The organism is Streptomyces sp. NPDC002838, assembly GCF_040295365.1.
Taxonomy (GTDB): domain Bacteria; phylum Actinomycetota; class Actinomycetes; order Streptomycetales; family Streptomycetaceae; genus Streptomyces.
The window spans coordinates 15,908-27,978 of record NZ_JBEOVF010000029.1 but is presented as its reverse complement, the minus strand read 5'-3'; the positions used below and the strand labels follow the sequence as shown (position 1 = coordinate 27,978).

Annotated in this window: 14 protein-coding genes and 1 pseudogene; 4 read left to right on the top strand and 11 right to left on the bottom strand. The window is 68.5% G+C overall.

Annotated features, from left to right (window positions below):
- Positions 1–4: 4 nt before the first annotated feature.
- From ABT063_RS31100 to ABT063_RS31080, 4 genes are all read left to right on the top strand, one after another.
- A complete protein-coding gene (locus tag ABT063_RS31100; RefSeq protein WP_351062899.1) occupies positions 5–586 on the top strand; it encodes a DUF6262 family protein in 582 nt (193 codons plus the stop codon).
- 453 nt (positions 587–1,039) lie between these two features.
- On the top strand, positions 1,040–1,195 hold the full coding sequence (locus tag ABT063_RS31090) for a DUF6131 family protein (protein WP_351062897.1): 156 nt from the start codon (positions 1,040–1,042) through the stop codon (positions 1,193–1,195).
- A gap of 496 nt (positions 1,196–1,691) precedes the next feature.
- Positions 1,692–2,102: an Rv1733c family protein gene (locus ABT063_RS31085; protein WP_351062895.1), complete on the top strand. Its 411-nt coding sequence runs from the start codon at positions 1,692–1,694 to the stop codon at positions 2,100–2,102.
- Positions 2,103–2,379: 277 nt separating this feature from the next.
- On the top strand, positions 2,380–2,583 hold the full coding sequence (locus tag ABT063_RS31080) for a cold-shock protein (RefSeq protein WP_055711351.1): 204 nt from the start codon (positions 2,380–2,382) through the stop codon (positions 2,581–2,583).
- Positions 2,584–3,005: 422 nt separating this feature from the next.
- Here ABT063_RS31080 and ABT063_RS31075 read toward each other — a convergent pair whose 3' ends face one another.
- From ABT063_RS31075 to ABT063_RS31025, 11 genes and pseudogenes are all read right to left on the bottom strand, one after another.
- Positions 3,006–3,164: a hypothetical protein gene (locus ABT063_RS31075; protein WP_351062894.1), complete on the bottom strand. Its 159-nt coding sequence runs from the start codon at positions 3,162–3,164 to the stop codon at positions 3,006–3,008.
- A 76-nt stretch (positions 3,165–3,240) separates the two neighbouring features.
- Positions 3,241–4,497, bottom strand: a complete 1,257-nt coding sequence (locus tag ABT063_RS31070) for a cation:proton antiporter (protein ID WP_351062892.1) — start codon at positions 4,495–4,497, stop codon at positions 3,241–3,243.
- Positions 4,498–4,829: 332 nt separating this feature from the next.
- Entirely contained in the window at positions 4,830–5,084 is a 255-nt protein-coding gene (locus ABT063_RS31065) for a hypothetical protein (RefSeq protein ID WP_351062890.1), read from the bottom strand.
- A 693-nt stretch (positions 5,085–5,777) separates the two neighbouring features.
- The gene (locus tag ABT063_RS31060; protein WP_351062889.1) at positions 5,778–6,101 is read right to left on the bottom strand and encodes a TraR/DksA family transcriptional regulator; all 324 of its coding nucleotides are present in this window, start codon (positions 6,099–6,101) and stop codon (positions 5,778–5,780) included.
- Between the two features lie 206 nt (positions 6,102–6,307).
- Positions 6,308–6,715 (bottom strand): annotated as a pseudogene (locus tag ABT063_RS52360) (IS1380 family transposase); the annotation flags it as partial.
- Between the two features lie 144 nt (positions 6,716–6,859).
- The gene (locus ABT063_RS31050) at positions 6,860–7,987 is read right to left on the bottom strand and encodes a site-2 protease family protein (RefSeq protein ID WP_351062885.1); all 1,128 of its coding nucleotides are present in this window, start codon (positions 7,985–7,987) and stop codon (positions 6,860–6,862) included.
- Positions 7,984–9,375, bottom strand: a complete 1,392-nt coding sequence (nhaA, locus tag ABT063_RS31045) for a Na+/H+ antiporter NhaA (protein ID WP_351062884.1) — start codon at positions 9,373–9,375, stop codon at positions 7,984–7,986. Before nhaA ends, ABT063_RS31050 begins: the two co-directional genes overlap by 4 nt.
- Positions 9,376–9,434: 59 nt before the next feature.
- Positions 9,435–9,887 carry a CBS domain-containing protein gene (locus ABT063_RS31040; protein WP_351062883.1) on the bottom strand — a complete coding sequence of 151 codons (453 nt, stop codon included), beginning with the start codon at positions 9,885–9,887 and terminating at the stop codon, positions 9,435–9,437.
- Positions 9,874–10,281, bottom strand: coding sequence for a hypothetical protein (locus tag ABT063_RS31035; protein WP_351062881.1), 408 nt, complete (start codon positions 10,279–10,281; stop codon positions 9,874–9,876). The genes ABT063_RS31040 and ABT063_RS31035 overlap by 14 nt, the downstream gene beginning before the upstream one ends.
- A gap of 126 nt (positions 10,282–10,407) precedes the next feature.
- Positions 10,408–11,067, bottom strand: a complete 660-nt coding sequence (locus tag ABT063_RS31030) for a response regulator (protein WP_351062880.1) — start codon at positions 11,065–11,067, stop codon at positions 10,408–10,410.
- A 2-nt stretch (positions 11,068–11,069) separates the two neighbouring features.
- On the bottom strand, positions 11,070–12,020 hold the full coding sequence (locus ABT063_RS31025) for a HAMP domain-containing sensor histidine kinase (protein ID WP_351062878.1): 951 nt from the start codon (positions 12,018–12,020) through the stop codon (positions 11,070–11,072).
- Positions 12,021–12,071 lie beyond the last annotated feature (51 nt).

The window sequence follows — 12,071 nt, the reverse complement described above, 5'->3', positions numbered from 1 at the left end:
GCCGATGACTTCCACTATCCCGCCCGCGGCCGCCATCGCCGCACGGCGCCGACAGACCCAGCGCAAGCTCGCCGACGTCCAAGCCGCCATCGCCCAGCTCCGCCGCGAGACCGGACGGCTCACCGTCACGGCCATCGCCCGTCGCGCCGGCGTCTCCAACACCTTCCTCTACGAAAATCCGCAGGCTCGCCCCATGGTCCAGGACGCGGTCGCCGCCACCCGTAGCCGGCGCACCCGTCGCGTCGCAGACGAGCACGACCGCGTTGAGGCGACATGGCGCGAGCGCGCCCTCAACGCTGAGGAAGGACTCACGCAGGCACACAACGAGATCCGGGCCCAGCGCAACCGCATCGGTGAGCTCATGGGCCAGCTCCGCGACACGGAGACGGCCGGCAGCAGTGAACCAACCACGGCGGCGGAGAACGCCAGCCTGAAGCGTCGGGTCCGGCAGCTGACGCAGGAACACCGCGAGCTGCAAGAACGCCTCGAAGGCTGCCGCGCCAACCTCCGGTTCGCCGAGAACCGCCTCTCCGAACTCGAAGCCCAACTCGTCGAACATCAACGGGGTGGCCAAGCGGGACGCTGACCTTCTCGGGGGTCCGGACGACTCCGAAGTGGCCGCACGGTGCCTCTCCCCGAAGGTGGGGTCGCGCCGCAGCGTCTGAGGCAGCCACCAGCTAGTTTCCCCGTCAGGTCTTTGTATACAGCTCGCCGTGTTGGCTACTCCTTCCGATCGTCTGCTCGGGCGTGGGCGGTGGCCCTCCTTCTCCCTCGCCGCTCAGCGCATGATCGCGGTGATCACGCCCAGCACGGCGGTGATGATCAGAGCGGCGGCCCATACCGGCAGCGGCACCGCGCGGGCGGCGATGGCGGTGGCCAGAAGCGCCTGCAGGGTCAGGAACGCGACAATGCCGCCGTGAACGGCTCAGTAGGCGCCGCGATCACGCTTCCGTTCCTGAAATACGTGGCCACCGGGCCTTCCCCAGCACAGCCCTGGGGTCCACAGTGAAAGCAGCACTACTGCGCACCGGAGGCGGTCATGCTTCTCCTCGGCATCATCTCGCTTGTCGTCGGATTCATCACCGGCATATCCATCCTGTGGACGATCGGGATCATCCTCGCGGTCATCGGCGCGGTGCTGTGGATCATGGGCTCCATGGGACACGCGGTCGCCGGCCGCCGCCACTACTGGTGACCCTGGACGGCACCGTCATCGGTGCCGGCTGACGCACGGGCCTGCGCCTGGCCGTGTGCCGGATTGCCACGCCCAGCAAGCCGCGGCCATCAATCGGCCATCACCCGCAGGCCGCACGGTGCGCACGGGATTGCCCCCGCGGCCGCTGGCGACCGCGCTGGGGGTCTGTCCGCCCGATTCACCGCGGTCACCGGTAAGGCAGTACCGTGCTGGCTGTTCGTCAACGACGTCGCTGCCGGCCTGAGCGACACCCCTTCTACTCGCCGCCGCACTCGCGGGAACGGCGGCGGCCCGCCCTCCATGCCCGCGCCGCCTACCGCCGCGTCACGACCCGACTCGGCGGCCCCGCAGCCAATGGATCCCAAGCGGGACACTCCGCTCCTGAGCGCCAGCAGGACCTCCGAACAGGTAACCAGCGCCCCGCCACTACCTACGGTGTCAGCGCTGGTCGGTGGCCTGATCGCGGGGCTGGCTGCTGCGGGCACTATGGAGCGGGATGCCGAGCAGCAGCGTGCCGAGCGGCGCGGTCTCGGCCGTACTCGTCAAGGACGCGGAGGCGCTGCCCGCACGGGCGGCGATCGACTACCGGGTGTGGGCCACCGTGCGCTGGACGGCACTGGACGGCTCGGCGCACACGGAGGAGGCCAGAGTGCCGCCCAAGACCCCGGCCGGAAGCACGGTCACCGTATGGACGACCAGAACGGCCGCATCATGGCCGAGGCCCCTGACCGAGGAGGAGGCTCGCCTGCACGCCATCCTGGGCGGCGTGCTGGCGGCATTCGGCGCGGGTGTCGCCGTGCTCGGTGCTGCTTGCGTCGTGTGCCTGGGGCTGGAGCGGCACCGTATGGCGCACTGGACTGCGGAGTGGGAGCGCACTGACACCCGGAAGGGGTGGAAGACCGGATGAGGCGCGGTGTGACTGAAGGTTGATGCGGCACCGGATCTTGGGCAACGCGGACGGCTCAGGTGTCGTCTGCCACGAGAACGTCCGCAGTCTCTCCGCGGGAAGTGTTGGCGGCTCCTACGCCGTGGCGCAGTGGCGAACCTCCGGCTTTCTGGCCGTGTCGCCGGTCGGATGGGTGTGGCGTTGCGGGGTAGAACGGCTGTGGGCTCGTGCGGTTGCGTGAGCCGGAGCATGCCCGGATGAAGGGCTGTTCCCAGGTATGGATGAAGGATTGACCAGTATGGCCAGCGGCACCGTGAAGTGGTTCAACGCCGAGAAGGGCTTCGGCTTCATCGAGCAGGACGGCGGGGGCCCGGACGTCTTCGCGCATTACTCCGAGATCAAGGGCAGCGGATATCGCGAGCTGACGGAGGGTGAGCACGTCACCTTCGACATCGGCCAGGGGCAGAAGGGTCCGCAGGCCCAGAACATCGTCCGAGGCTGACCGCGCAAGGAGAGGGGCGGCTGTCCGGTCCGGTAGCCGCCTCGCTCCCGGCCCGCGTCGACAGAGACCAGCGCCCGAAACCCGTCCCACTTCGCCTCCCCGCCCGCCTCGATGGTAGACGGGCACAGCACCCACGGGCCGGACAGTCGGCGGGCGGCGAACACGGACTCCAAGGCGGCCCTGCGCCGCCGGTACGGCCAGATGGTCGTGTCGGTCCGAGAGAGCCGCAGCAGATCCAACGCGGAAGCGCGCGCGTTCCGAGACTCCTGACGCGTCTCTCTCGATACCCGAGTGTGGTCGCGCGATAAGGAGGGGAGGGCATGCGGGTTCTTGAGGATCAGCTACCTGTCTCTGATGTCTCGGCCGAAGGCATTGGTGAGTGATCCGGTCAGGGATGCGAGCGGCCTGCCGGCCAGCGGGACTTACGCCCGGTTGCGTGCCTGTGTCAGCACGAGCGAGATGGCGGCGAGCAGCACGAGCACGGAGCCGGTGCCCCGCTCCGACAGGTCGCCATGGATGAACCCGCAGTGGGTCAGACAGCGAGCACGAGCGCGACGGAACTGGTTGGCGTCCCCTCTCACAGACCGCGCGTCCTTCAGTAAGGTCAGCGTCCTTCTTCACAAGGACGCTTCGTGGGTGCTGCACAGATCGCGGCTGCTACATGGATTGGGTGTCTCGGAGCCGGTCGAGGCGTGCGATGACCGGGCCTGCCGTGACGCCGTGCAGGACGACCGAGGCCAGCACGGTGAAGGTCACCACTGCCCACAGCTCCCGCTCTGGGACAGCAAAACCATGCTGGCCCAAGGCGTAGGCAAGGTAGTACAACGAGCCGATCCCCCGGACGCCGTATGCCGCTACCACCCAGCGTTCCCGGCTCCCCAGGGAGCTCCGCAGCAGTCCGGCCCACCCCGACAGCGGCCGGATCACCAGCAGCACCACGCATGCGGTGACCGCGCCCTGCCACGTCAGAGCAGACAGGCCGCCCAGCGCGATGAAGGCGCCCAGCAAGAACAGCACGGCCGCAGTCAGCAGGCGCTCCACCTGTTCCATGAAGTCGTGCAGGACGTTTTGGTAGCCGTGGGCTCGCTCGGCGCCCCGGATGGCGCACGCGGTGACGAACACCGCCAGGAAGCCGTAACCCCCGGCGAGCTCCGTCACTCCGTAGGACAGGAAGGTGGCGCCCAGCGCGACGAAGCCCTCCCGGTGCTGAGACAGCCGCAGCGCCCTTGATCGTGTCCGGAAGAACAGCCAGCCGAGCAACCGCCCCGCCAGTAGTCCGCCCAGCACACCCACAGCGCACTTGTACGCGAGGTCCTGCGCGGCCCACGGACCGATCCACCCGGCCGACCAGCCGCTGCCTGCGGCGGCGGCCAGCGCCACGGCCGCGTACGTGAGCGGAAACGCGAGTCCGTCGTTCAGGCCCGCCTCACTGGTGAGAGCGAACCGCACCTCGTCCTCATCGTGTTCGTCATCCGTGGGCTCGCCCACCCGCACTTCCGCAGCGAGCACCGGATCGGTCGGCGCCAAGACGGCCCCCAGCAGCAGCGCGGCGGCCGGCGGCCAGTCCAGCAACCACCAGGCCACCAGCCCAGTGATCAGGAACGTCGACGGCATGGTGACACCCAGCAATCGCCAGGTCGCGCCCCACCGATGCCACCCGACGGGCCGGTTGAGCGCCAGCCCCGCACCCATCAAGGAGATGATCACCACGACTTCGGTGACATGCTCGGCCACCACCCGGTCATCCACCGGGTCGATCACGGGCAGTGGCAGAGGCAGCAGATACACGCCGATGCCGCACAGCAGGAAGACCAGCGGTAGCGACAGCGGTCGTCCGGCAAGGATCCGGGGCAGCACGGCCGCGAGTAATGCTCCGACCCCCAGCCACGCGAATACCGCGTCCGCGCTTGTCACCGCTGTGGCCCGCCCTTCTCGTTACGTGACGCGTGGATCAATGCGTGTGGACTGTTGGGATCCAGAGCGAATACCCACCATCACGCGGCTCAATGGACGATCGCGAGCGGTCAGCCCCATGCAGGTCAGTGCCGATCCCGGGTGTCGCTGGTCCGATGCACGCTGCGTCACCGGAGAACTTTGGCCCTCCCGGTGCCGCAGATCCAATAGAGGCGCGCTCAGGACTTCGCGACGTAGGCGCCATGGTGCGAGTAGGGGCGCGTGTCCGCGGCAGGGATGCCGGGCGTGGCGGAGGCGCTCCGAGCCCGGCCGACCTGCGTCTCTGCGCAGTTTCAGGAGTGACTGGCTTCCTGGTCGGAGCCCGCGGGTTTGGGGTGGTGTGCGCGCAGTGAGCCTGGGTGGGCTTTGGCGGTCGGGTCGCGCCTGGTTTTTATCAGGCTTGCCACGGTGACGACCGTGAGCACGAGGGCGATCACGGCGAGGCTGATGGGGGTGGAAATCTCGGGGACTCGTTGGTCCGGGACGATCCAGCCCGCGCTCTCCGCGTGCAGGAACGCCCGCAGCGGGGAGGTGACCGCAGCCGCCATGCGTCTGATCGGACCAGCCACGACTTCTGTCACCCTCCCTCGTCCACGAATAGCCATGCATGCGCGGTGGCTATCACTCCTCCGCGTCGACTCTCACAGAGTTCGCCCTGCGGCGCAGCCGCACCCCACTGGACGGCGCGACCTCGCGCCGGTGCCACCAGGCACACACAGACCAGGTGCCATGGCAGCGTTGCGCGCGGACATCATGATGCAGCGCTGGCCGACGCCGCCCTCGCACCCGAGAGCGTCACGTAGGCGAGGACCGGAGGTCCTCCACGATCTCCCGAGGTGGACACCAACAAACCGTCCGGCATTTCGATCTCCACCAGTACGCTGCGGAACCGTCCCGTTCTGCGGTGCGCGGCCCCTCCTTCAGGTGGTCCGCTTGACCGGCGCGACCGCAAAGGGCCCTGACGGGAGGCGGAACCCCGATCGATCTGGCCCCGCCCGCCCGTCCGTCTGCTGCCGGACCTCGGCAGCGGACCATGCCGCCTGTTCGTTGTGGCTGTCATGGTCGGTGCCGTCCAGGTCGGGAGTGCGCAAGGCATGCGTCGCTCGCTCGGTGAGACCGGCCAGCCAGTGCAAATGCTGGTAGTCGAAGGTTCCTCCGGTGGTGGGCCACTGGAAGGCGCAGTCCTGGACTTCCCCGTAACGGCTCGCATCTCCCTTGGCAGCAAGCAAAGGCAAAGCGCGTCAGCCGGTGCGCTGTTGGCAGGTGACGCAGTATCGCGTCAAAGGCCGGATCTCCAGCTGTGCTGCGTGGAAGGGCTGGGCGCAGTTCCGGCACGTGCCGTAGACGCCGTCGTTCAGCCGGGCCAAGGCTTTGTCGATGCCGATAAGCGCGCGTCGAACAGTGTTCTTCTGGCTGGCCAACACACCATCGGCCGTGGGCTCGGCCTCGTTGAGCGCATCCAACTGGGCTAGGCGAACCTCGCGCTCAAGCTCCAGGCGCCGCCGTGCCTGGTGCACGCCGGTGCGTTCCTCAGGCGACCCCACACCGGCGGTGTTCAGTGCCATCGGCGTGATCCTTTCCTCACGCACGTTCGGAAGCGGGCCGGGCAGCCGATGCTTCCCGCTGGCTTTCACCCTGACCGATCAGGGGTGGGGGTGGACATCGGTGGCAGACCCCATTTCTGCCCTGGTGTGGCATGTAGGTGTACGCGAAGCGTGGCGCCCTGCCCCGCTGGGGACCGTCCCGGCAGCAACCCTGATGCGCAGAGCGCGAACTCGTGAGTGCCGCCGCCGAAGTCGGTGCGGATCAGGGTTCGGCGTCCGCCCCCAGTGGGGCTTGGGCCGTTGGGCCAGTTGCCAGTAGGAGGGCGTCGATATGGTCAGCAGTGTTGATGCCCGCGTTCACGGGCGCAGCAGACCGGCCACCCGCTCGCCAGGTCCGGTTATACCCGTGGTCGACGAACCCCATCAGCGGATGGTGGCCGATGCTCTTCTTCCAGGTCGCTGCCACGTCGTCCTGCTTTCTCGGGATGTGCGATCACCCACACGCGTCCAGGTCCACGGTTACCAAACTGCGGAGTCCAACGCCGCTGCGCCGGTCAACTTCCCGACGTGTTCACGCACGCTGGCGCGGGCGGTGGGGATCGCCGCCAAGGCCGTGGCCCGCCCGCGGCGAGGGCTGCGCCGGCCCAACGCCGTCCGGCTCGCCGACCCGGACGGCCCGCATCTGGGTGAGCAGCGGGAGCGGCATGGCTCCTACCGCTGGGTCGCCGTGATCGCTGCGGGATGCCGCGTCCGCGGCCGGTGAAAGCCGTGTGGGATGGTCACTGGTTCTCCCCGCGGAGTGTGCGGCGCTGGACGAGCCGGGAGATGTCGTGTTCGGTGATGATGCCCACTAGTTGTTGCCCGTCGGTGACGACAATGGGCATGCCACTGGCCGGTGAGAGCTTTTCGAGCACGTTTTCCAGCGGGTCGTCCGGTGCGCAGGTGGTGCACCGCGCCCAGGGGATCGCTACATCCCGTACACGCAGGGTCTCCCGCTGCGGGGCGGGGACTTTCGCGAGCCGCGGGAGGTGGAGCAGGCCGCTGGGATGTCCTTGGAAGTCGATCAGGATCACCTTGGAGTGAGAGGTTCGCACGGCCACGTCGTCGATGCACCGCTGCACGGTCAGCCAGTCGTGGCACGTCTCGACGGGACTCGACATGGCGTCGGCCGCCCGGACTCCGCGCAGGGCGGGAGCGAGTGTCGCGTGCTGGCGCTCCGCGGTCGCGACGATCATGACGAAGAAGCCGATGAGCGCCAGCCATAGCCCACTGAGGGTGCCGCGCAGGACGGCGATCCATCCGACGCCGATCAGAACGATGCCCAGAATCTGCCCGCTGCGTCCGGCCGCGCGCTCGGCGCGGTCCCGGTCTCCGGTACGCCACCACATCAGCGCCTGCACCACCCGTCCTCCGTCGAGCGGTGCGGCCGGCAGCAGATTGAACACGCCGACGACGAGGTTGACCCATCCGAGCCAGAGCAGGACGGCCGCGGGCATTTCCCAGCCGGGCAACGTGTTCAGCCCGATGCCTGCCCCCACTGCGGCAGCACCGATGACAAGGCTGGTGAGCGGCCCCATCACGGCTACCAGAAAGGCCGCTCCGGCCGCCCGCGGCCTGCCCATTTCCGTCATCCCGCCCAGGGCCCACAGGGTGATGCTCTGGACCCGGATGCCCTTGTTTCGGGCTGTGATCGCGTGGGCGGCCTCATGGGCCAGCAGACTCGCGAGGAGCAGCAGGGCGCCAGCCAGGCCGGCGACCGTGTAGATAGAGCTGGGCTGGTCCGGAATGGCGGCCGGGAGTGTCTGACTGGCCAGGCTGTATCCGAAGAGCAGCAGAAGTAGGGGCACGGTCCAGTGGAGGCGCAGCGGCACCCCGAGGACACGTCCCATCCGTACTGAGTTGTTCATCGTCCTCTCCTGGTGATCGGGGCAGGCGGTCCTCCGCTGTCGTCGTGACCAGGGTGGTCTGGCTGCTGAGTGTTCCGGGGGGCGTTCTGTGGCGGGCTTGAGTCGGCGTGTTGGTAGATGTCGGGGATGCCGTCGGCGTTATCGTCGCGGTTCTCTTCCTCGTACAGTCGCCGGTATTTGTTGTTGCGCAGCCGCAGCAGCAGGCAGGCCAGGAGTGCGGAGGCAAGGGAGCCGAGGAGGACGGCGGCTTTGATGTGCTCGAGGTCGGTGGGGTCGGGGTAAGCGAGTTCGCCGATGAGCAGTGAGACGGTGAAGCCGATGCCGGCCAGCATGGCCACGGCGATCACGTCCGCCCAGGCGAGGTCCCGGCTGAGCCGGGCATGGGTGAAGCGGACGGCGAGGTAGGAGCCGCCGAAGATGCCCAGTACCTTGCCGGCGGCCAGGCCCAGGGCCACGCCGAGCGGCTCCGGTTCGCTGACGACATCATTCAGCGTGTCGCCGGTGACGCTGACGCCAGCCGCGAACAGCGCGAACAGGGGTACGGCCACTCCGGCGGAGGCCGGGCGGACCAGGTGCGCGATCTGTTCGGCAGGACGTCGACCTCGTTCGCCGTCCTTGGCCACGCGCAGGAGCAGGCCCATGGCGACTCCTGCCACGGTGGCATGGACGCCACTGTTGTACATCAGGCCCCAGATGGCCAGGGCGAGCGGCAGGTACCAGTACCAGCCGTGCACACGCCGTCGGTCGTGCAGGTGGAAGAACAGCACTAGCCCCAGGACGGCGCCGATGAGAGCCGCGAGGTTGATTGTCGAGGTGTAGAAGAGGGCGATCACGATGATGGCGCCGAGATCGTCGACCACCGCGAGGGTTAGCAGGAAGGCGCGCAGTGCGGACGGCAGGTGGGTATCGATCACCGCGAGCACGCCCAGTGCGAAGGCGATGTCGGTGGCCATGGGGACGGCCCAGCCGTTCCACGTTCCGCCCAGGCTGGTGGCGACAAGACCGTAGACCAGGGCCGGTACCGCCATGCCGCAGGCAGCCGCGATCACCGGCAGTGCCGCCGTTCCCGGGTGGCGCAGTTCGCCGACCACCAGCTCGCGCTTGAGTTCCGCGCCGGCGACGAAGAAGAAGATCGCCAGCAGTCCGTCCGCCGTCCAGTGGGCCACGGAGAGGTCCAGCCCCAGGGCCTCGATACCGAAGTGGAAGTCCCGTACAGAATCGTATGCATCGCGCAACGGGGTGTTGGCCCACACCAGCGCCACGGCAGCCGCGGCGAGCAACAGCATCCCTCCGACCGTCTCGGTACGCAGCGCGTCCGCCACGAACCTGCGCTCGGGCAGCGGGAGACGGCCGAGGAAAGTCCGGTTGCTACGGCTGCGTCGGCGCATGCGGCTGACCTTTCGATGACGGGGCGCGCCTCCTGGGTCGCTTCGAGGCGAACGGCCGCTCACGCCTTGAGGAGCTGATCCACCAGGCGCGCGGCGGTGATGACGCCGAGAAGGCGGCTTTGGCCTCCTTGTCCCTGATCGACGACCGCGATGAGCGGACTTCGGGTGCGGCCCATCACTTCCGCGATCTTCAGGGCAGTGCAGTCCGGAGTGGCGGTGGGCAGGAGCGGCCTGCCCGCAGGCAGGCAGTCGACGAGCTTGCGCCCCTGGAGCGCGCGGCACAGTTGAATGGCGTGAGGTTCGTCGATCACTTCGGCGAGAAGGGGATCCTCTTGGACAGGCAGCAGTGCCCTGCCCACCTCGCAGGCGGGCAGCGCCGCGTACGGCTGCCCGCCGGAGTCGACCACGAGTAGCCCGGGCAAACCGTGTTCGACGAGCGCTCTCAGCGCCTCGACGGCCGAGGTGTCCTGGCTGACGGTGACATAAGACTGCGCGAGATCACGGGCGCGCATCGGGGCCTCCCCCTGGCAGCTCGGTGCTTGGTCGCGGGAGACGAGTCGGCCTTGTTCTGCGGCTCTCCCCGTAACCGGCAGCCCGGCGCTGCGAATGAACGGAGGTTGCTGGGAGCCGGCTGTTCGGCGGTCCCTGCTTGTCATCCGCAGACGGCGGCGTCGCAGTGAGGATGGCCGTGAGGAGGAGACCCAGCACCGCGATGACCGCACAGGCGATACCCGTCTTCCAGCGCCAGTCGAACCGCCTGCCGCTGTCATCGACCCATCCCTCGGAATCCTCGTCCTCGTCCTCGTGGAGGAACTGCTGGTTCAACGCATCGATCAGTGCGGCCAGTTCGGGATCCTCCTGCGAGAGACGCCGCTCCATCTCCGCGAGGATGTGCCGGTCGTCCATCGAGGGGTTCATATCGATCACCTGCGGTGCGTCTGTGGGACGGGGTCTCATCCGCGAACGCCACGATCGCTCGCGGGGCTGCTCTCCGCGGTGCCGACGCCGTTTGGTGCCGCCTCGGTCGTGTGGTCAGGGTTCGATCAGTCCGACGCGGATGGCGTAGCGAGTGAGTTCCAAACGGTCCTTCAGGCCGAGCTTCTGCAGCAGGTTGGCGCGGTGGCGTTCGACGGTCTTGGAGCTGATGACGAGGATGTCGGCGATCTCCTGTGAGGTGTGGCCTTCCGCGACGAGTTTGAGGATCTCCTCCTCGCGGTCGGTGATGGCCCTGGCAGGCAGGGACTGGCCTTCGCGGACGCGGTCGAGGTAGTTGCGGATGAGGGCGTTGACCGCGCCGGGGTAGAGGAAGGGCTCGTCACGCATAGTGGCGCGACAGGCTTCGACGAGGTCGCGGTCGGCGACGGACTTGAGGACGTAGCCGGAGGCGCCGGCGGCCAGGGCTTCGAAGAAGTACTGCTCGTTGTCGTACATCGTCAGGATGAGGATGCGCAGCTCCGGCTGGTTGCGTGAGAGTTCGCGGGCGGCCTGCAGGCCGGTCAGGCGGGGCATGGCGATGTCGAGGACGGCCAGGTCGGGATGGTGGGTACGGGCGGCCTCGATGGCCTCGGCTCCGTCGCCAGCTTCGGCCACCACGGTGAGGTCGGGTTCGCTGTCGAGGATGAGTCGCACTCCGCGGCGGACCAGGTGGTGGTCGTCGGCCAGCAGGATGCGGGTGGGCGTCGCCTCGGTCATGGTCACTGACTCCGGTGGGGGGTGGGGACGGTCAGGCGTACCTCGGTGCCTCCGTCGAGGGCGGGGCCGAGGGTGAGGCCGGCGCCGATGAGCAGGGCGCGTTCACGCATGCCGCGGATGCCCGCCCCTTCGGTGGCCCCCTCGATGCCTCGACCGTTGTCGCGCACGCGTAGTTCTACGCCGTCCGGGGTCCGCACCAAGGTGAGGCCGACGCGCGTGGCGTCGGCGTGGCGGGCCGTGTTGGTCAGGCTTTCCTGGGCGACGCGGTAGAGGACGAGTTCGGCGTTCTCGCCCAGCGGCGGCAGGTCGGGCGCGATGTGGTGCCGTACGGACAGGGCGGGGCTGGTGAACTCGGCCGCGAGGGATTTCAGCGAGCTGGTCAGTCCGAGTTCCTCAAGGACGCCGGGGCGCAGGCGGCGGGCGATGCGGCGAATCTCGTCAAGGCTGGCGCGGGTGGTCTCCTGGACCTGGTGCAGTTGCTCACGTACCGGGTCGGGTGCTTGGTCGGCGACGCGTTTGAGGTCGAGCAGGACGGCCGTGAGCGCCTGGCCGATCTCGTCGTGGAGTTCCTGGGCGATGCGGTGGCGTTCGGCTTCCTGCGCGGTCAGGGCGCGGGCGGCACTGGTGGCGCGTTCGGCTTCCAGCCGGTCGAGCATCGTGTTGAACGTGGTGATCAGTTCGGCAACCTCGCCGTGACCGCCGACAGCCGGGCGGGCGCCGGGGCGCAGCAGGTCGGTGCTGGTCATGGCGCGGGCGAGGCGTTGCAGCGGAGCCAGGCCAATGCGCAGCAGGAGCGCGTTGGCGATCAGCATCGCGGCCAGCCCGCCGCTGAGGACAGCGGCCTCAGTGAGCAGGACGGGGGCCGACACGGTGACCGGGCCCAGCAGCAGCAGCGCAGCGGCTGCGACCAGTACCACGGCGTTGAGCAGGAAGATCCTCCAGAACAACGGCACCGGATACCGTCTCCTCAAGCTGGTTCTTGCTTCCACTATCGCCTCCCCGGC

Coding starts and splice junctions, on each gene's coding strand:
- ABT063_RS31100 (WP_351062899.1), top strand. CDS start 5: ATGACTTCCACTATCCCGCCCGCGGCCGCCATCGCCGCACGGCGCCGA.
- ABT063_RS31090 (WP_351062897.1), top strand. CDS start 1,040: ATGCTTCTCCTCGGCATCATCTCGCTTGTCGTCGGATTCATCACCGGC.
- ABT063_RS31085 (WP_351062895.1), top strand. CDS start 1,692: ATGCCGAGCAGCAGCGTGCCGAGCGGCGCGGTCTCGGCCGTACTCGTC.
- ABT063_RS31080 (WP_055711351.1), top strand. CDS start 2,380: ATGGCCAGCGGCACCGTGAAGTGGTTCAACGCCGAGAAGGGCTTCGGC.
- ABT063_RS31065 (WP_351062890.1), bottom strand. CDS start 5,084: ATGGCGGCTGCGGTCACCTCCCCGCTGCGGGCGTTCCTGCACGCGGAG.
- ABT063_RS31060 (WP_351062889.1), bottom strand. CDS start 6,101: ATGGCACTGAACACCGCCGGTGTGGGGTCGCCTGAGGAACGCACCGGC.
- ABT063_RS31050 (WP_351062885.1), bottom strand. CDS start 7,987: ATGAACAACTCAGTACGGATGGGACGTGTCCTCGGGGTGCCGCTGCGC.
- nhaA (WP_351062884.1), bottom strand. CDS start 9,375: ATGCGCCGACGCAGCCGTAGCAACCGGACTTTCCTCGGCCGTCTCCCG.
- ABT063_RS31040 (WP_351062883.1), bottom strand. CDS start 9,887: ATGCGCGCCCGTGATCTCGCGCAGTCTTATGTCACCGTCAGCCAGGAC.
- ABT063_RS31035 (WP_351062881.1), bottom strand. CDS start 10,281: ATGGACGACCGGCACATCCTCGCGGAGATGGAGCGGCGTCTCTCGCAG.
- ABT063_RS31030 (WP_351062880.1), bottom strand. CDS start 11,067: ATGACCGAGGCGACGCCCACCCGCATCCTGCTGGCCGACGACCACCAC.